17 protein-coding genes are annotated in these 17,858 nt (G+C 66.7%); 3 read left to right on the top strand and 14 right to left on the bottom strand.

Translation table 11 applies throughout. From position 1 onward, the window contains the following. Positions 1–121 precede the first annotated feature (121 nt). Together ABD024_RS03140 and ABD024_RS03135 are read left to right on the top strand one after the other, a co-directional pair. Positions 122–2,650, top strand: a complete 2,529-nt coding sequence (locus ABD024_RS03140) for a penicillin-binding protein 1A (RefSeq protein WP_343849546.1) — start codon at positions 122–124, stop codon at positions 2,648–2,650. A 62-nt stretch (positions 2,651–2,712) separates the two neighbouring features. Beyond that, positions 2,713–3,384, top strand: a complete 672-nt coding sequence (locus tag ABD024_RS03135) for a hypothetical protein (protein WP_343849543.1) — start codon at positions 2,713–2,715, stop codon at positions 3,382–3,384. A gap of 72 nt (positions 3,385–3,456) precedes the next feature. On the opposite strand, the gene ABD024_RS03130 is transcribed toward ABD024_RS03135, so the two are convergent. From ABD024_RS03130 to rpoZ, 7 genes are all read right to left on the bottom strand, one after another. Further along, entirely contained in the window at positions 3,457–4,752 is a 1,296-nt protein-coding gene (locus ABD024_RS03130; RefSeq protein ID WP_343849540.1) for a citrate synthase, read from the bottom strand. A gap of 284 nt (positions 4,753–5,036) precedes the next feature. Further along, positions 5,037–5,291, bottom strand: coding sequence for a type B 50S ribosomal protein L31 (locus tag ABD024_RS03125; protein WP_056387772.1), 255 nt, complete (start codon positions 5,289–5,291; stop codon positions 5,037–5,039). A gap of 71 nt (positions 5,292–5,362) precedes the next feature. Beyond that, positions 5,363–6,298, bottom strand: coding sequence for a nucleoside hydrolase (locus ABD024_RS03120; RefSeq protein WP_343849535.1), 936 nt, complete (start codon positions 6,296–6,298; stop codon positions 5,363–5,365). A gap of 51 nt (positions 6,299–6,349) precedes the next feature. After that, entirely contained in the window at positions 6,350–8,464 is a 2,115-nt protein-coding gene (gene recG, locus ABD024_RS03115; RefSeq protein ID WP_343849533.1) for an ATP-dependent DNA helicase RecG, read from the bottom strand. Positions 8,465–8,546: 82 nt separating this feature from the next. After that, positions 8,547–8,930, bottom strand: a complete 384-nt coding sequence (locus tag ABD024_RS03110; protein ID WP_343849531.1) for a RidA family protein — start codon at positions 8,928–8,930, stop codon at positions 8,547–8,549. Between the two features lie 103 nt (positions 8,931–9,033). Beyond that, positions 9,034–11,199, bottom strand: a complete 2,166-nt coding sequence (locus tag ABD024_RS03105; RefSeq protein ID WP_343849528.1) for a RelA/SpoT family protein — start codon at positions 11,197–11,199, stop codon at positions 9,034–9,036. Between the two features lie 126 nt (positions 11,200–11,325). Then, positions 11,326–11,616 (bottom strand): DNA-directed RNA polymerase subunit omega, encoded by a 291-nt coding sequence (gene rpoZ, locus ABD024_RS03100; protein WP_007509529.1) that lies wholly within the window; start codon positions 11,614–11,616, stop codon positions 11,326–11,328. A gap of 197 nt (positions 11,617–11,813) precedes the next feature. Between rpoZ and ABD024_RS03095 the strand changes: the two genes are divergently transcribed. Further along, positions 11,814–12,644, top strand: a complete 831-nt coding sequence (locus ABD024_RS03095) for an MlaA family lipoprotein (protein ID WP_343849522.1) — start codon at positions 11,814–11,816, stop codon at positions 12,642–12,644. A 68-nt stretch (positions 12,645–12,712) separates the two neighbouring features. Here the strand turns inward: ABD024_RS03095 and ABD024_RS03090 are convergent, their stop codons facing one another. From ABD024_RS03090 to ABD024_RS03060, 7 genes are all read right to left on the bottom strand, one after another. After that, positions 12,713–13,021, bottom strand: coding sequence for an STAS domain-containing protein (locus ABD024_RS03090; RefSeq protein ID WP_343849520.1), 309 nt, complete (start codon positions 13,019–13,021; stop codon positions 12,713–12,715). Next, on the bottom strand, positions 13,018–13,692 hold the full coding sequence (locus tag ABD024_RS03085) for an MlaC/ttg2D family ABC transporter substrate-binding protein (RefSeq protein ID WP_343849516.1): 675 nt from the start codon (positions 13,690–13,692) through the stop codon (positions 13,018–13,020). The genes ABD024_RS03090 and ABD024_RS03085 overlap by 4 nt, the downstream gene beginning before the upstream one ends. 49 nt (positions 13,693–13,741) lie before the next feature. Further along, positions 13,742–14,593, bottom strand: a complete 852-nt coding sequence (mlaD, locus tag ABD024_RS03080; protein WP_343849511.1) for an outer membrane lipid asymmetry maintenance protein MlaD — start codon at positions 14,591–14,593, stop codon at positions 13,742–13,744. A gap of 34 nt (positions 14,594–14,627) precedes the next feature. Then, complete coding sequence (gene mlaE / locus ABD024_RS03075) at positions 14,628–15,404, bottom strand: lipid asymmetry maintenance ABC transporter permease subunit MlaE (protein ID WP_343849508.1); 777 nt, start codon at positions 15,402–15,404, stop codon at positions 14,628–14,630. Next, positions 15,401–16,237 (bottom strand): ABC transporter ATP-binding protein, encoded by an 837-nt coding sequence (locus ABD024_RS03070; protein WP_343849504.1) that lies wholly within the window; start codon positions 16,235–16,237, stop codon positions 15,401–15,403. Before ABD024_RS03070 ends, mlaE begins: the two co-directional genes overlap by 4 nt. A gap of 75 nt (positions 16,238–16,312) precedes the next feature. After that, complete coding sequence (gene gmk, locus ABD024_RS03065; RefSeq protein WP_343849501.1) at positions 16,313–16,948, bottom strand: guanylate kinase; 636 nt, start codon at positions 16,946–16,948, stop codon at positions 16,313–16,315. After that, positions 16,945–17,808: a YicC/YloC family endoribonuclease gene (locus ABD024_RS03060; RefSeq protein WP_343849497.1), complete on the bottom strand. Its 864-nt coding sequence runs from the start codon at positions 17,806–17,808 to the stop codon at positions 16,945–16,947. The genes gmk and ABD024_RS03060 overlap by 4 nt, the downstream gene beginning before the upstream one ends. Positions 17,809–17,858: the final 50 nt, after the last annotated feature.

The following is a 17,858-nucleotide window of genomic DNA, read 5'->3' as shown; positions in this document are numbered from 1 at the left end:
TGTTGGCCCGACCCTTGCTTTGGAGTCCGGCTTTTGCATTTGGTCGACCGCTGCTCATGCGGGAATACTCCTACATCTATACTCTGTCATGTTTTGACTCAGGTCTCGCTATCTCCACACCATGCAAATTTTCAAACGCTTGTTGCGCTGGGCTCTGGTCCTGGCCTTTTCCGGTTTGCTTCTGGCAGTTGTTGCGGTGGGTGTGGCGTATTGGCTGATAGCCCCGAGGCTCCCCTCGGTGGCCGAGCTGAAGAACTACCCGATGCAGGTACCGCTGCGCGTCCTGAGCGCCGACGGCAAGCTGATCGCCAGTTTCGGCGAGACCCGGCGCATCCCGGTGGACATCGAGAACGTGCCGGACCGGCTCAAGCACGCCGTGTTGTCGGCCGAGGACGCGGACTTCTACCACCACCCGGGCGTGGACTGGCACGGCATCGCCCGCGCCGGCTGGCATGTCGTCGTGACCGGCGGCGACAAGGGTCCCGGCGGCTCGACGATCACCCAGCAGGTTGCCCGCAACTTTTTTCTGAGCCCGGAGAAGCTGTATTCGCGCAAACTCACCGAGATCTTCATCGCCCTGCGCATCGAGCACGAGCTGAGCAAGGACCAGATCCTCGAGCTGTACCTCAACAAGATGTTCCTCGGCCACCGCTCGTACGGCGTCGCCGCGGCTGCCGAGTACTACTACGGCAAGACGCTGGACCAGCTGACCGTGGCCGAATGCGCGCTGATCGCCTCGACCTTCCAGCTGCCGTCGGCAGTCAATCCGATCAACGGACAGAAGCGCGCGATTGCCCGGCGCAATTGGGTCTTGGGCGAGATGCTGCGCCACGACTACATCACCAAGGCCGTGTACGAGCAGGCGATCGCCGAGCCGAACCAGGCCTACCCGCATGAGCAGCCGATCGAGGTGGATGCCCCCTACCTGGCCGAGATGGTGCGTCGGCAGGTGCTCGACCGCTTCGGCAACGATGCGCTGACCGAAGGCTACGTGGTCAGGACCACGGTGCAGAGCGGTCGCCAGCAGGCTGCCGTGGAAGCGGTACGCGACGGGCTGGTCGCCTATGACCGCCGGCACGGCTGGCGCGGGCCGGAAGCCCACCAAGACCTGCCGGCCGGCGCCGGCGAAGCGGATCTCGACGGTCTGCTGTCCAGTTACAGCAGCGTCTCCGGCATGCAGCCGGGCATCGTCACGGCCAGCGACGCGAAGCAGGCGACGGTCTACCTGTCCAGCCACGAGAGCGTGATCCTCGACCTGGCCGGAATCAGCTGGGCGCGCCCGCACATCAATGACGACCGCGTCGGCGCCGCGCCGACCAGGGTCGACGGCGTGCTCAAGCGCGGCGACATCATCCGGCTGGCCCGCGACGACAAGGGCGAGTGGCAGCTGGCGCAGATCCCCGCCGTGCAGGCGGCGCTGACCTCGATCGAGCCGGAGGACGGTTCGATCCAGGCCCTGGTCGGCGGCTTCAACTTCGTGCGCAGCAAGTTCAACCGGGCCGTGATGGCGGCGCGCCAGCCCGGCTCCAGTTTCAAGCCGTACCTGTACTCGGCGGCATTCGAACGCGGCTTCACCCCGGCCTCGATCATCAACGATGCGCCGCTCGCCCTGCCCGATCCATCGCGCCCGAACGGCATCTGGACGCCCTCCAACGACGACGACAAGTTCGCCGGACCGATGCGCCTGCGCGAGGCGCTGGTGCAGTCGAAGAACCTGGTCTCGGTGCGCCTGCTCGACGCCACCGGCGTGCGCTACATGCGCGAATACGCCACCCGCTTCGGCTTCTCGCAGGACGCGATCCCGGCCAACCTGTCGATGGCGCTGGGCACCGCCTCGGTATCGCCGATGGGCATGGCCCGCGGTTATGCGGTATTCGCCAACGGCGGCTACCTGGTCACACCGTATTTCATCCACGAGATCGACGACCGCAACGGCAAGCCGGTGTACGTGGCCAACCCCGCGCGCGCCTGCCGCAACTGCCAGGAGCGCCTGCTCGACACGCGGCCGCCCGGCCCGCCGCCGGCCGAGATGAACCCCACGCCCGCCAACAACCTGGCCAGCGCCGCGTCCGCCGATCCTGCCGAATCCAGCAGCGTCGACGGCGTCGGCGACGCGGTGCTGCCCGCCGACGCGCATGGCGACGGCGCGCACCCGCCGGTGCTAGCGCCGCGCGTGCTCGAGGCACGCAACGACTACCTGGTGGTTTCGCTGATGAAGGACGTGATCCTGCGCGGCACCGGCTCGGCCGCGCGCGCGCTGGAGCGCGACGACCTGGCCGGCAAGACCGGTTCCACCAACGATCACCGCGACGCCTGGTTCGTCGGCTTCAACGGCGAGGTGTCGACCGCGGTGTGGATGGGCTTCGACGACTACAGCTCGCTCGGCCGCGGCGAGTTCGGCGCCAAGGCGGCGTTGCCGATCTGGATGGCGTACATGGGCAGCGCCCTGAAGGACCTGCCATCGAGCACGTTGCCGATGCCGCCGGGAATCAGTACGGTACTGGTCAACCGCTACAGCGGCCTGCCCGCCTCGTCGGGCGATCCGGACGGCATCAACGAGATGTTCAAGGTGGAAGACGTCGACCGCCTGCGCAGCCAGGCCGCCCAGCAGAAGGAGCAGGACCAGCAGCACGCCTACGACATCTTCTGAACCTTCGACGCGGCTTCCCGCGAGACGGAAGCTGCCGGTTACCGATCGATGAGGAGCGCGCCATGTCCCGAGGCGAACACCACCGCATCCACGCGCACGATCGCCTGCAACGCAACCGCCTGCGTGTCGCCCAGGAAGCCGCGCGGTTGATGAGCGAGCACGGCATCCGTGACTTCCACCACGCCAAGCTGAAGGCGGCCGAGCGACTGGGCATCCTCGACACGCAGGCACTGCCGCGCAACCTGGAGGTCGAGCAGGCGCTGCGCGAGCACCAGCGCCTGTTCCTTGCCGACAGCCAGCCGCAACTGCTGCGGGAGCGGCGCGAGGCCGCGGTCGAGGCAATGCGCTTCCTCGCCGCGTTCGAACCGCGCCTGGTCGGCGCCGTGCTCGAGGGCACCGCCGACGCGCATTCGGCGGTCTGCCTGCACGTGTACAGCGACGACCCGGAGGCGGTCGTGCTGCACCTGCGCGAACATGGCGTGCCGATCGAAACCCAGGTGCGCCGGCTGCGCTACAGCCGCGACGACCAGCCCGAATACCCGGTGCTGCTGTTCGCCGCCGACGAGCTGCCGTTCGACCTCACCGTGCTGCCGCGCGACGCACTGCGCCAGGCACCGCTGGACCGCGCCGACGACCGGCCGATGCGGCGCGCCTCGCTGGTCCAGGTGGAAATGCTGCTCGACGAGAGCTCCGACGAGACCTTCGAGCAACGGTTGGGCGCGGCGTTGCGTTGAGCTGGAACCGCCATCCTACAAAAAAGCCCCGGCCAAGGCCGGGGCTTTTTTGTACTCCAGGAAATGCCGTGATCAGCGTTTCGCGGTCGCCACGTAGTCGCGTACGTCGGCGCCGGTATAGACCTGGCGCGGACGGCCGATGCGCGATCCGGGCGTTTCGTGCTGCTCGATCCAGTGTGCGATCCAGCCGGCCGTGCGCGCGATCGCGAACATCACGGTAAACATCTCGGTGGGAATGCCCAGTGCCTTGTAGATGATGCCGGAGTAGAAATCGACGTTCGGATACAGCTTGCGCTCGATGAAGTATTCGTCCTTCAGCGCGGCCTCTTCCAGCTTCATCGCCACGTCCAGCAGCGGGTCGTTGACGCCCAACTCGGCCAGCACCTTGTGGCACATTTCGCGGATGATCTTCGCGCGCGGGTCGAAGTTCTTGTACACGCGGTGGCCGAAGCCCATCAGGCGGAAGCTGTCGTTCTTGTCCTTGGCGCGCAGGATCGCTGACTCGACGTTGTCCGGCGTACCGATCTCCTGCAGCTGCTTGAGCACCGCCTCGTTGGCGCCGCCATGCGCGGGGCCCCACAGCGCGGTGATGCCGGCGGCGATCGACGCGTACGGGTTCGCACCGGTGGAGCCGACCAGGCGCACGGTCGAGGTGGACGCGTTCTGCTCGTGGTCGGCGTGCAGGATGAACAGCAAGTCCAGCGCCTTGGCGGCCACGGGATTCATCTGCAGCGGTTCGCTCGGCACCTCGAACATCATGTGCAGGAAGCGGTCGACGTACTCCAGGTTGTTGCGCGGATAGCGCATCGGCCAGCCGATCGAATAGCGGTAGCAGGCGGCGGCGATGGTCGGCATCTTGGCGATCAGGCGGATCGCGGCGAGCTTGCGATCGGTCGGGTCATCCACGTTGAGGTCGTCGTGGTAGAACGCGGACAACGAAGCGACCGCGGCGGCCAGCATCGCCATCGGGTGCGCGTCGTGGTGGAAGCCCTGGAAGAAATTCTTCAGCGACTCGTGCAGCATCGTGTGATGCGCGACATCATGCTCGAACGTGGCGAACTCGGCTGGTTTCGGCAGCTCGCCGTTGAGCAGCAGGTAAGCGACTTCGAGGAAGCTGGAGTTCTCCGCCAGCTGCTCGATCGGATAACCGCGATACAACAACACGCCCTTGTCGCCGTCGATGTAGGTGATCGCACTCCGGGTGCTGGCGGTCGAGCCATAACCCGGATCGAAAGTGTAGTGGCCGGTGTCCTTGTACAGCGTGGCGATGTCGATGCACGCCGGACCGAGCGTGCCGCTGACAAGGGGCAGTTCGCTGCTGCGATTGTTCGACTCATCCACCAGCTTGACGGTCTTGGGATCGGACACGGAAACCTCCTTACATGTGGGTCGCCGCCGCCGGCAACCGCAATGGCGGCGCCGGCCGGCGAAGAAATGCCTGGGCATGACGTGCCGGGGAAAACACGCGATGCAACGGACGCGGTGACGTCAGTTCACCGGCCATTATCGCACAAGGTCTCCGTTTGCATTCGATGGCGAATGGTCGAATGGTCGAATGCCAGGCATGAAAAGATACGGGGCAGGCCTACGCCTGCCCCGTATTTCGAATCGGACCTGCGCGGCCGGCGTCGAGCGCCGGCCAACGCCGTCAATTATTCCTTGACGGAACCCGCATAGCGGCGACGGAACTTGTCGACGCGGCCGCCGACATCCAGCGTCTTCTGCTTGCCGGTGTAGAACGGGTGCGAATGGCTGGAGATATCCACCTTGATCAGCGGGTACTCACTGCCGTCTTCCCACTTGATGGTTTCCTTGCTGGACATGGTCGACTTGGTCAGGAACGCGAAGTCGGACGACAGGTCCTGGAACACCACCGGGTTGTAGTTCGGATGGATATCAGGCTTCATGGCGGGCTCTAAAGCGGTGGTGAAAAGAGCGGCATTGTAACGAGGAACCCGCCTCCCCTGCAAGTCAGCGCTCAGACCGGCACGCCCAGCGCACGGCGCACCATCGCGGCAAAGCGCGTCTGGTCCACTTCCAGCACGATGTTCGCGTTGGCCGGCCTGCCCAGTCGTGCATTCCAGTCGACCACGGTGGCGCCACGGGTCAGGCGGCCGTCCAGTTCCACTGCCACCGCCCGGGTCTCGCGCCGGGTGACGATCGAAGGATCGAGCGCCACCGCCATCGCCAGCGCATCGGCTGCCACCAGCCCGTGGCGGTCGTGCTTCGTGTTGTAGCTGCGCGCCGTGGTCACGATCTTGCCGAAGAAATCCGCGCGCCGATCGCCGGCAGCCAGCCAGCCATCGAACTCGTTATCGTCGAAGGCATGCCGCAAGGTGGCTTCCCAGTCGACCAGGTCGAACGCCGGGAATGCCTCGAACACGACATGCGCCGCTTCCGGGTCGAAGCCGATGTTGAACTCGGCCGGCACCTTGCCGGTATTGCCGTGGCCGGTGACTGCGCCGCCCATCACCACCAGTCGCGCCACCCGCTCGGGCAACGTCGGATCGAGCCGCAACGCCAACGCCAGGTTGGTCAGCGGGCCCAGCGCCACCAGGGTCAGCTCGCCCGGCCGCTCGCGGGTCAGCCGCAGCAGCGCCAGCGCGGCCGGTTCGTCGGCCAGCGCGGCGGCCGGCTCGGGAAAACCGATGTCGCCGAAACCGTCCTCGCCGTGCACGAACGCGGCGTCCTCGTCCGGCGCGCGCACCAGCGGCGCGGCGCAACCGGCGAACACCGGCGTGGCCGCGCCAGCCAGATCGACCAGGGTGCGCGCATTGCGCACGGTATGGCCAAGGCCCACGTTGCCGGCGGCGATGCTGAGGCCGGCGATGTCGGCATGCGCGTAGGCCATCAGGATGGCCAGTGCGTCGTCGACGCCGGGGTCGGTATCGATCAGGAGTTGCGGTTTGCTCATGGGCGTGTCGTCTTGGTCCAGCCGCTCAGTGTATTCGATGGAAGCCGACCATCACGCATGCGCGTAGCGCGCCGCACCGCCGATCCAGCGTTCGATCAGCTGTCCGGTCTGCTGCGGATGTTCGGCCAGCATGTGTTCGCCAACCTGCTGCACCGCCGGTAACAGGTGCGCGTCGCGGGTGAGGTCGGCGATGCGGAAGCTGAGCTGGCCGGTCTGGCGGGTACCCAGCACCTCGCCCGGGCCGCGCAGCTCAAGGTCTTTCTCGGCAATGCGGAAGCCGTCGTTGGTATCGCGCATCACCTGCAGCCGCTCGCGCGCCAACTGGCCCAGCGGCGGCTGGTACAACAGCACGCAATTGGAGGCCACCGCGCCGCGGCCGACCCGGCCGCGCAACTGGTGCAGCTGGGCCAGTCCCAGTCGCTCACTGTTCTCGATCACCATCAGGCTGGCATTCGGCACGTCCACGCCGACCTCGATCACCGTGGTCGCCACCAGCACGGCCAGCGCGCCGGACTTGAACGCGTCCATCACCGCCTGCTTTTCCTTCGGCTTCATGCGGCCGTGGATCAGACCGACCTTGAAGCCGGCCAGTGCGGCGGAGAGTTCCGCGTGCGCCACTTCGGCCGCCTGCGCGCGCAGTTGCTCGGACTCCTCGATCAGGGTGCATACCCAGTACACCTGGCGCCCCTCGCCGCAGGCGGCGTGGATGCGCTCGATCACCTGGATCCGCCGCGCGTTCGAGATCGCGATGGTTTGCACCGGGGTGCGCCCGGGCGGCAGTTCGTCGATCGACGAGACGTCGAGGTCGGCGTACGCGCTCATCGCCAGCGTGCGCGGGATCGGCGTGGCGGTCAGCACCAGCTGGTGCGGCACCAGCCCGCCATCCTTGCCCTTGTCGCGCAGGGACAGACGTTGCTGCACGCCAAAGCGGTGCTGCTCGTCGACGATCACCAGGCCAAGCCGCGCGAACGCCACGCCTTCCTGCATCAGCGCATGCGTGCCGATCACCACCGGCGCACCTTCCGCCACCCGCGCCAGCGCCTGCTTGCGCGCCTTGCCGGTGACCTTGCCCGCCAGCCACTCCACTTCGACGCCGAGCGGCTGCAACCAGTGCCGGAAATTGTGCAGGTGCTGCTCGGCCAGCAGTTCGGTCGGCGCCATCAGCGCAACCTGGTAGCCCGATTCCACCGCCGTCAGCGCCGCCAGCGCCGCGACCACGGTCTTGCCGCTGCCGACGTCGCCCTGCACCAACCGCAGCATCGGCTGCGGCCGCACCAGGTCGTGCGCGACTTCGTCGCCGACGCGCTGCTGCGCCGCGGTGAGCCGGAACGGCAGCCGCTCAAGCATCCGCCGCTGCAGCCCGTCGGCGCCCGTGAGCCTGGGCGCGCGCCGACGCCGTACCGCCGCGCGCATGCGCTTGAGGCTGAGGTGCTGGGTCAGCAACTCCTCGAACGCCAGCCGCTGCTGCGCCGGATGCTGACCCAGCATGAGCTGGCCCAGATGCGCGTCCGGCGGCGGCCGATGCACGTACAGCAATGCGTCACGCAACGAGGTCAGTCCGTACCTGGCGCACAATTCCGGCGGAATCAACTCCAGTTGCGCGGCCGGCGGCAGCAGCGCCAGCGCCTTGCCGATCACTCCGGCCAGCCGTTTCGGACCCAGCCCCTCGGTGGTCGGATAGATCGGGCTCAGCAACTCGTCGACCGTGGCCGCCGCTTCCCCGCTCAGGCGCTGGTAGTTCGGGTGCACCATCTCCAGGCCCTGCGCGCCATGGCGCACTTCGCCGTAGCAAAGCAGTCGCGTCCCCGGCAGCAACTGCTCGGCCTGCGCCCGGTTGAAGTGGAAGAAGCGCAGCAACAAAGTCTGTCGGCTGGCGTCGCCGATCGCCACTTTCAATTGCGGGCGATAGCGAAAGCCGCGCTCGACCGCCTCGACCACGCCTTCCACCTGCGCCCGCTCGCCTACCCGCAGGTCGGCGATCGCGGTGATCCGGGTCTTGTCCTCGTAGCGCAGCGGCAGGTGGAACCACAGGTCCTGCACCCGCTCCAGCCCGAGCCGGGCCAGCGACGCGACCAGCGCCGGGCCCACGCCCGGCAACGCACCGACAGGCGTGATACCCGGGTCAGTACCGATAGCGGGAGCAGGACGGACGGTGCGGGTGGCCATGACCTGCAAGCCTAACCGAGCACCGTCTCTTGTCGTAAGCCTGACGCCGACGCCGGCTGTCGGTGCGGGGCGCTGACGCGACTCAGTCCAGCACCATCACCGCGTCAACTTCGACCTGCGCCGCCTTCGGCAGGCCGGATACTTCGATGGTGGACCGCGCCGGGTACGGCTGCTGGAAGTATTCGGCCATCACCGCGTTGACCGCGGCGAAGTTCGCCAGATCGGTGACGTAGATGCCGACGCGCACGATCTGCGCCAGCGAGCCACCGGCCGCTGCGGCCACCGCGGTGAGGTTGTCGAACACCCGCCGCGTCTGCGCGGTGATGTCGCCACCGACCAGTGCACCCGTGGCCGGATCGAGCGGAATCTGACCGGAGAAATACACGGTGTTGCCGGCACGCACGGCTTGCGAATACGGGCCGATCGCGGCCGGTGCCTGTTCAGTGGAGATGATGCTGCGGGACATGGGCAACCTCGAGCGGAGAAAGACGTGATTGTAGGAGCGCACCCTGTGCGCGAAAAGGCCAGGCTCGGCCGCCCTGCCGGTTTTTCGCGCACAGGGTGCGCTCCTACAGGGGATAGCGGTACGCCCCGCTGACCACGCCGGTGCGGCGCACGCGGCGGATCACGTCGGCCAGATGCTTGCGGCTCTTCACTTCCATCGCGAACAGCAACGTCGCAGCGGCAGCATCGCGCTCGACGTATTCCACGTTCTCGATGTTCGAGTCGGCGGCGGCGATCGCGGCGGCCACGGTGGCCAGCACGCCGGGGCGGTTGATCACCTCGATGCGCAGCTCGGCGCGGTAGTCGCCCTGCACGTCGCGATCCCATTCGATCGCCACGCAGCGCTCGGGCGACTTGCGCAGCTCGACCACGTTCGGGCACTCCTCGCGATGCACCACGATGCCCTTGCCCGAGGACAGGTAACCAATGATGTCGTCGCCCGGCAGCGGGTGGCAGCAATTGGCGAAGCTGAGCACGCCGCGTTCGGCGCCGGTGATGCGGATCTTCTCGAGCACATGCGCCGACGCCTGCGGCTTGCCGGCCTTCTTGCCGCGCGAGGCCAGCAACTGGCTGGCGACCACGTCGGGCATGCGGTTGCCCAGCGCGATGTCCGACAGCAGCTCCTCCAGCCGCTTCAGCTTGGAGGTTTCCAGGAAACGGTCCAGCACCGCCGGCGGAATGCCGTCCAGGCTGCTGCCCTGCGCGTCCAGCGCGCGGTCGAGCATGCGGTGGCCGAAGTCGACCGCGTCTTCGTGCTGCAGGTGTTTCAGGTACTGGCGGATCGCGGCGCGCGCCTTGCCGGTGACCACCACTTCCAGCCAGGCCGGGTTCGGTACCGCCGACGGCGCGGTGATGATCTCCACCAGCTGGCCCGACTCCAGCTTGGCGCGCAGCGGCAGCAGCTTCTTGTCGACTCGCGCGGCCACCGCATGGTCGCCCACGTCGGTGTGCACGGCGTAGGCGAAGTCCAGCGCGGTGGCGTTGCGCGGCAGCGACAGGATGTCGCCGCGCGGGGTGAACAGGTAGACCTCGTCGGGGAACAGGTCGATCTTGACGTTCTCGATGAACTCCGACGACGACACCGTACTCGCCGAGCTGTCGACCAGCGAGGACAGCCATTCGCGCGCCCGTGACTGCGCGCTGTTGGCCGGGCCGGAGTCGGTCTTGTAGGCCCAGTGCGCGGCGACACCGCGCTCGGCCACCGAGTCCATCTCGGCGGTGCGGATCTGCACCTCGATCGGCGCGCCGAACGGCCCCAGCAACACGGTGTGCAGCGACTGGTAGCCGTTCGCCTTGGGAATCGCGATGAAATCCTTGAAGCGGCGATCGACCGGCTTGTACAGCGCGTGCACCACGCCGAGCGCCATGTAGCAGCTCATCGCGCTGTCGACGACCACGCGGAACCCATACACGTCCATCAGCTGCGCGAAACTCTTGTGATCGCCACGCATCTTCGAATAGATGCTCCACGGCGACTTGATCCGGCCGACCACGCGGGCCGGCAGGTGGTCGGCGGCCAGTCGTGCGGACAGCGCTTCCTCGATCTTGCCCATCGCCTCGCGCCGGTTGCCCAGCGCGGCGCGGATGCGCTCGCTGATCACCCGGTAGCGGTCCGGGTACAGCGTGCGGAAGCCCAGGTCCTGCAGCTCCGCCTTGAACTTGTTCATGCCCAGGCGCTGCGCGATCGGCGCGTAGATCTCCAGCGTCTCGCGCGCGATGCGGCGGCGCGAGGGCGCATCCTTGGCGCCGAGCGTGCGCATGTTGTGCAGGCGGTCGGCCAGCTTGATCAGGATCACGCGGATGTCGCGCGCCATCGCCAGCAGCATCTTGCGGAAGCTTTCCGCGTCGGCTTCCTGGCGGCTGCCGAAGCGCATCTTGTCCAGCTTGGTGACGCCGTCGACCAGCTCGGCCACCACCTCGCCGAACTCGGCTGCCAGAACCTCGCGACTGAGCTCGGTGTCTTCCAGGGTGTCGTGCAGGATCGCCGCGATGATCGTCTCGGCATCCAGTCCCAGCTCGGCCAGGATGCCGGCCACCGCCACCGGATGGGTGATGTACGGTTCGCCGCTCTTGCGCTCCTGGCCGGCATGCGCCTGCGCGCCGACCTGGAACGCACGCAGCACGCGTTCGACCTGCGCCTCGGGCAGGTAGGCAATGCGCTCTTTCAGTGCCAGCACATAGGGCGGCAGCGCGGACAGGTCGACCGTGGCGGGATGGGTGGCCGCAGTCATCGGTGCCGGCGCCTGGTCAGGCGCCCACCTCGCGGCAGGAACTGGCAACGGCTGCCGGACGCATGCGAGCCATCACACCGGACGCGCCGGTGCGACGGGTACGCGTGCTACAGCAGCCGCCGTCCATCAGTCGTCGCCGCCCTTGGAGAGGTCGTCGTCGACCTCGGCTGCGGCCCACTCCAGCGCCTCGCGCTCGGCGCGCTCGCGCTCGGCCTTGTCGATCTGGTCGATCGTGGCCTGGTCGATGCGGCGGGCGGCGATCTCGCGCAACGCCAGCACGGTCGGCTTGTCATGGTCGGGATTGACGGCCGGCTCGGCGCCCTTTTCCAGCTGGCGTGCGCGCTTGGTCGCCATCAATACCAGCTCGAAACGGTTGTCGACCACCTCGAGGCAGTCTTCCACGGTAATGCGTGCCATGCGAAATCCTTAGGGAATAAATGACTTATATGGTCTGACAGTGTAGCCAGCAGGTGCTTTGCTGGCAATGCGCGCGACGCGTATCATGGTGGGCTGGCCACGGATCGGCGTGCTTTCCATGGAAGCGAGCCGAAAGCCGTGCAAGATATAAAACCAGACAGTACACTTACTGTCTCCCGACGCGAACCCCCGCACCGATGCCCTCACCGCTTCGATTTCCCCTGTTGAGCCGCTGGTTGCCCGTGCTTGCGATCGCGTTGCTGGCCGGCTGCACCATCGCCAAACCGCGCACCGACGACCCGCTGGAGAAGTACAACCGCGGCGCGTACAAATTCAACGACGCGGTGGACCAGGCGGTGATCCGGCCGGTCGCGCTGGGTTACCGCAAGATCACCAACCCGCCGGTACGCCGCTCGTTCAGCGACTTCTTCACCAATATCCGCATGCCGGTCACGGTCGCCAACGACCTGCTGCAGGCGCGCCCGAAGCAGGCGCTGCAAAGCACCGGCCGCTTCCTGGTGAACCTGACCCTGGGCATCGGCGGCTTCTTCGACCCGGCCAGCCAGCTTGGCCTGCCGCTGGAAGACAATGACTTCGGCATCACCCTGGCGCGCTGGGGTACGCCGGAAGGCGACTATCTGATGCTGCCGCTCCTCGGCCCGAGCACGGTGCGCGACATCTGGCAGCGGCCGGTCGACAGCTACTTCTTCGATCCGCTGACCCTGTTCGCCAACAACCACCACTACAACGGTCTGCAGTACATGCCGCAGATGATGTACCTGGTGACGATCCGTTCGCGCGCGATCGACGCGGAAAGTTTCCTGCAGTCCGCCTATGACCCCTACGTGTTCATCCGCGACGCATACCGCCAGCAACGCCTGTACAAGATCTACGACGGCAACCCGCCGCTCGAGATCATCCAGCAGATGCAGGGCCTGGACGAGCAGAACTTCGACCCCGAGGAACTGCTGGACCAACAGCACCAGTGGGAAAACAAGCATCCGGACAAGGCGACCCAGCAGCCATAGGGCGGGTACGAACCGACACGAAGAAGGGGCCGCGCGGCCCCTTCTTCGTTGCAGCCTGACGGTGCCAATCAGGCGATCAGGCGATCGACCTCGCAGACCTGCGCCAGCGCCTGCATGCCGGCCGGCATGTGCACGACCCGCAACGCCTGTCCGCGCCGGGCAGCCTCGGCCGCAACCGCCAGCACGCAGGCGAGCCCGGCGCTGTCGCTGTGGCGCACGCCAGCCAGATCAAGATGCGACACGGAGCCGCCGGCCAGGGCGGACTGGATCGCCTGCAACGCCGCTGCCGCGGTGTCGAAGCTGAGCTCGCCGCGCACACCCAGGGTGCCAGGCGTGCCGACGTCCAGCTGGAAACCGTGTGCGGCCGTATCCGTCACGACTTGTCCTTGTTGTCCTTGGCCATCGTCTCCAGCGCCTTGGAGCCCTGGGTCTCGAGGTTGGTGATCAACTGGTCGATGCCGACCTTGCGGATCTCCGCGTCCACTTGGTTGCGGTAGTTGGTGACATAGGAGATGCCTTCGATGATCACGTCGTAGGCCTTCCAGTCGCCACCGCGCCCCTTGCGGAACGCATAGTCGATCGACACCAGCTTGCCGTCGTCCAGCACCACCTGGGTGCGCACCACGGTGCGCTTGTCGTTGAGGTCGCCCTTGAACGGCAACACCTTGACGCGGCCGCGGGTGTAGTTGAGCAGGCCCTCGGCGTAACGGTGCGTGATCGAGTTGTAGAACGCCCGTGCGAAGCGTTCGCGCTGCGCCGGGGTGGCTTGGCGGGCATGCTGGCCGAGCACCAGGATCGAGGCGTAGTCGATATCGAAGTGCGGCAGGAACACCTCGTCGATGACGCTGATCAGCTTTTCCTGGTTCTTCTTCAGTTCGTCGCGATGCCCCTCGATCGCCGTGGCCAGCTGGTCGGCGATGGTCTGCACGACCGCTACCGGCGCCTGCTGGGCAGCGGCCGGGGCAACAGCATCCGCCTGGGCGAATGCAGGAACGGCGATGACGGTGCCAAACGCGATGGCGATGGCAAGTGCCAGTCTGCGCAACATGAGTAACTCCTTCAGCAGAACCGGCTCAGCAAGCCGGGGGGATAGCGGGCTATTTGTTGCCGTTGCCGGCATCTTTCTTGTCGCTGGGCGAACCGTTGACCAGGAACTTGCCGATCAGGTCCTCCAACTGCATCGCGGACTGGGTCAGGATCATCTCGTCGCCATCCTTGAGCGAGTCGGGCGAACCGCCCGGCTGGATCGCAACATACTGGCTGCCGATCAAACCGCTGGTGAACACCGCGGCGGCCGAATCGTCGGGGATCGCGTCGTAGCGCTTGTCGATCGACAGCACCACCTCGGCATTCAGCTTGACCGGGTCGGCGTGCACCGACTGCACGCTGCCGATCACCACGCCGGCCATCTTCACCGGCGCGCCGGCCGAAAGCGTGCCGACATTGGTAAAGCCCGCCTTCACCGTGTAGCTGCCACCGACGTTGTCGACCACGCCGCCGGCGCCGAAGAACTTGCCGAGCATCTCTTCCAGCGGCTGAGTCGACTTGGTCCGCGCCAGCGTGCCGCCGGCGGCCACCGCCTGCTTCGCGCTGCCGTACTCGATGCCCACGTACTGGTCGCCGAGCAGGCCGCTGGTGAAGATCGTCGCCACCGAATCCTGCGGGATCTTGTCGTAGCTCTTGTCGATCGACAGCTTCACGTCGGCCACGTCATGCCCCGGCTGCAGCGTGATCGACTGCACCTGGCCCACGCGTACACCGGCAATCTTCACCGGGGCGCGCTCCTTCAGCTGGCCGATGTTGGTGAACTGCGCCTCGACGCTGTAGCTGTCGCCCTGGTGCACGTTCGCCACTGAACTGGTCTGGGTGGCCAGGTAGGCCAGTGCGGCAAAACCCAGCACAATGAACAGGCCGGTGCCGACGGCATACGAACTTCTCGGTTGGCTCACGGCAGAATCCTCGGAAAACGATAGGTCATGGCGGTCACATCAAGAACGCGGTGAGTACGAAGTCCAGCGCCAGGATCGCGATCGACGAGGCGACCACGGTACGGGTGGTGGCGTAGGCCACGCCTTCGCTGGTCGGCGGGGTGGTGAAGCCCTGAAACACCGCGATGAGCGATACCACCGCGCCGAACGCCAGGCTCTTCAGCAGCACGCCGTTGACGATGTCGGTGCGCACGTCGACCTGGGCGGTCATGTTCGACCAGAACGTGCCGTTGTCGATGCCCAGCCAGGTCACCCCGACCAGGTGGCCGCCGAACACCGCCATCGCGCAGAACACGCAGCACAGCAACGGCATCGCGATCAGACCGGCCAGGAAACGCGGCGTGCCCACGTAGGCGATCGGGTCGACCGCCATCATCTCCATCGCGGAAATCTGGTCGGTGGCGCGCATCAGGCCGATCTCGGCGGTGATCGCGGTGCCGGCGCGGCCGGCGAACAGCAGCGCCGTCACCACCGGGCCCAGTTCGCGATAGACCGATAGCGCCACCACCATGCCGCTGGCCGAGGTGCCGCCGAAGATCGACAGCACGTGGTACAGCTGCAGCATCAGCACCATGCCGACAAACAGGCCGCAGACCATGATGATGGTCAGGCTCATCGCGCCGACGAACCACAGCTGGCGGATCGTCTCGCGCACGTAGCGGAAGCTGCGCGGAATCGCCGCCAGCAGGGTCAGCAGGAACAGGCCGCAGTTGCCGATCTGGGCCAGCGACTGGGTCACCACGTTGTCATGTTGCTGCCCGCGCGCGTTCACTTCACCACTCCGGCAAAACCCAGTTCCGCGGCGTAGTCGCTGGCCGGGTAGCGGAACGGTATCGGTCCATCCGCCTCGCCGCCGAAGAACTGCCGTGTCCACGGCGAGCCGTCATCGGCGATGGTTTTGGGATTACCCTGCGCCACCACCTTGCCGTTGGACAGCAGCATCACGTGATCGGCGATCTGCTGTACCGCGGCCAGTTCGTGCGATACCAGCACGCTGGTGATGCCGAGGGTCTGGTTCAACGTCAGGATCAGCTTCAACACCTGGTTCAGCGCCACTGGATCGAGCCCCACGAACGGCTCGTCGTAGAGGATCAGCTGCGGGTCGAACACGATCGCGCGCGCCAGCGCCACCCGCCGCGCCATGCCACCGGACAGCTCGTTCGGCATCAGTCGCGCGGCACCGCGCAGGCCGACCGCCTGCAATTTCATAAGTACCAGGTTGCGGATCAGCGCCTCCGGCAGCCGGGTGTGCTGGCGCAACGGGAACGCCACGTTCTCGAACACGTCGAAATCGGTCAGCAGCGCGGAATTCTGGAACAGATAACCCACCCCTTCGCGCAGCTTGTACAGCTGCTCGCGCGACAGTTCGGCCACGTTCTGGCCATCGACATGGATGGTGCCGGCGTCGGCGTGCATCTGTCCGGTGATGTGCTTGAGCAGGGTGGTCTTGCCGGTACCGCTCGGGCCCATGATCGAGGTGATCCGGCCACGCGGGATGTCCAGGTCCAGCGCATCAAAGATGGTCTTGCCATTGAGTACCGTGGTCAGCCCACGGATCCGCACCAGGGTGGTGTCGTCAGGCGTGGCGCGAACGGGTTCGGTCATGGGTGGCAAATACGGCGGGAAAGCGGACAAGGTAGCTGAAGCATCATTCCAAGACCATCGCGAGAGCCATCCGGTTCACTCGGCCCCGGCGGCCAGCAGTTCGTTGATCAGCGCCTCGTGCCGCCGCCACTGCAGCGCGCTGCGCAGGCGCACCGCCCGCACGATCGCCTGCATCCCGGCCAGCGCCTCGTCGAACGCATCGTTGACCAGGATGTAGTCGAACTCGTGCGCGTGGGCGATCTCGCCGCGCGAATTGCGCAGCCGGCGCTCGATCACTTCGGCGCTGTCCGAACCACGACCGCGCAGGCGCCGCTCCAGTTCCGCCCGCGACGGCGGCAGGATGAACACACTGACGCAGTCGGGTTTGCTGCGGCGGATCTGCTGGGCGCCCTGCCAGTCGATCTCCAGCAGCACGTCGCGGCCCTGCGCCAGCAATTCCTGCACCGTGGTGCGCGAGGTGCCATACAGGTTGCCGTGCACCTCGGCATGTTCCAGGAAGACGCCCTCGGCGATCTCGCGCTCAAACTCGGCGCGCTCGACGAAGTAGTAATGCCGTCCGTACGTCTCGCCCGGCCGCGGCGGCCGCGTGGTGTGCGACACCGACAACGAGATCGCGCTCTCGCGCTCGAGCAACGCGTTGACCAGGGTGGACTTGCCGGCGCCGGAGGGCGCGGCGACCACGAACAGCGTGCCTTCGATCGAAGCGTTCATTCGATGTTCTGCACCTGCTCGCGCATCTGCTCGATCAGCACCTTCAGCTCGACCGCGGCATTGGTGCTGCGCGCGTCGACCGACTTGGAGCCGAGCGTGTTCGCCTCGCGATTGAACTCCTGCATCAGGAAATCCAGCCGGCGCCCGACCGGCTCGGCCAGGCCCAGCACCCGCCGCGTTTCACTGATGTGCGTGCTGAGCCGGTCGAGTTCCTCGTCCACATCGGTGCGGGTGATCTGCAGCACCAGCTCCTGTTCCAGCCGGCCCGGCTCGACCGGCTGCTTCAAATCGGCCAGCCGCGTTTCCAGCCGGGTGCGCAGCGCCGCGCGGATCTCCGGCATCCAGCCGCGCACGTCGGCGACCACGCGTTCGATCGCGTCAAGCTTGTCGCGCAGGATCTCGCCGAGCTTCTCGCCCTCGCGCTCGCGGGTGGCGGTGAGCGCATCGAGCGCGCGATCGAGCACGTCGAACAGCGCGGCCTGCTGCGTTTCCGGATCGACTTCGGCCTGCTGCATCACGCCCGGGAATCGCAGCAATTCGGTGAACTGCACCTGCAGGCCGGGAAACAGCGCGGCCAGGTCCAGGTTCAGTTCGGACAGGCGCGACAGCAGCGCGGTGTCGACGTGCAGCGAATCGCCGCGTGCCTCGCCGCCGCGCAAACGCACAGTCACATCGAGTTTTCCACGCGACAGCTTGGCCGCCACCCGCTCGCGCAACTGCGACTCGAAACCGCGCAACTCGTCGGGCAGCCGCGGGCTCAGCTCCAGGTAGCGGTGGTTGACCGTGCGCAGCTCGCAACTGAGCGTGCCGGCGGGGCCGGTGGTTTCGGCACTGGCGTAGGCCGTCATGCTGCGGATCATCGGCGCCTTCCGGACGTGGGGAAAGGACGCAATGGTAAACTCTCCGGTCC

It is taken from the genome of Rhodanobacter soli (assembly GCF_039523495.1).
Lineage (GTDB): Bacteria > Pseudomonadota > Gammaproteobacteria > Xanthomonadales > Rhodanobacteraceae > Rhodanobacter > Rhodanobacter soli.
Note: the sequence above shows the minus strand (reverse complement) of the source record. Positions and strands in the feature narration are given on the sequence as shown.

Bases quoted from the DNA above. Each gene is read 5' to 3' on its own strand.
- recG (WP_343849533.1), bottom strand. From the start codon at position 8,464: ATGGCCACCCGCACCGTCCGTCCTGCTCCCGCTATCGGTACTGACCCG.
- ABD024_RS03070 (WP_343849504.1), bottom strand. From the start codon at position 16,237: ATGACCGAACCCGTTCGCGCCACGCCTGACGACACCACCCTGGTGCGG.
- ABD024_RS03060 (WP_343849497.1), bottom strand. From the start codon at position 17,808: ATGATCCGCAGCATGACGGCCTACGCCAGTGCCGAAACCACCGGCCCC.
- ABD024_RS03140 (WP_343849546.1), top strand. From the start codon at position 122: ATGCAAATTTTCAAACGCTTGTTGCGCTGGGCTCTGGTCCTGGCCTTT.
- ABD024_RS03120 (WP_343849535.1), bottom strand. From the start codon at position 6,298: ATGAGCAAACCGCAACTCCTGATCGATACCGACCCCGGCGTCGACGAC.
- ABD024_RS03105 (WP_343849528.1), bottom strand. From the start codon at position 11,199: ATGACTGCGGCCACCCATCCCGCCACGGTCGACCTGTCCGCGCTGCCG.
- gmk (WP_343849501.1), bottom strand. From the start codon at position 16,948: ATGAACGCTTCGATCGAAGGCACGCTGTTCGTGGTCGCCGCGCCCTCC.
- ABD024_RS03135 (WP_343849543.1), top strand. From the start codon at position 2,713: ATGTCCCGAGGCGAACACCACCGCATCCACGCGCACGATCGCCTGCAA.
- rpoZ (WP_007509529.1), bottom strand. From the start codon at position 11,616: ATGGCACGCATTACCGTGGAAGACTGCCTCGAGGTGGTCGACAACCGT.
- ABD024_RS03125 (WP_056387772.1), bottom strand. From the start codon at position 5,291: ATGAAGCCTGATATCCATCCGAACTACAACCCGGTGGTGTTCCAGGAC.
- ABD024_RS03110 (WP_343849531.1), bottom strand. From the start codon at position 8,930: ATGTCCCGCAGCATCATCTCCACTGAACAGGCACCGGCCGCGATCGGC.
- ABD024_RS03085 (WP_343849516.1), bottom strand. From the start codon at position 13,692: ATGTTGCGCAGACTGGCACTTGCCATCGCCATCGCGTTTGGCACCGTC.
- ABD024_RS03095 (WP_343849522.1), top strand. From the start codon at position 11,814: ATGCCCTCACCGCTTCGATTTCCCCTGTTGAGCCGCTGGTTGCCCGTG.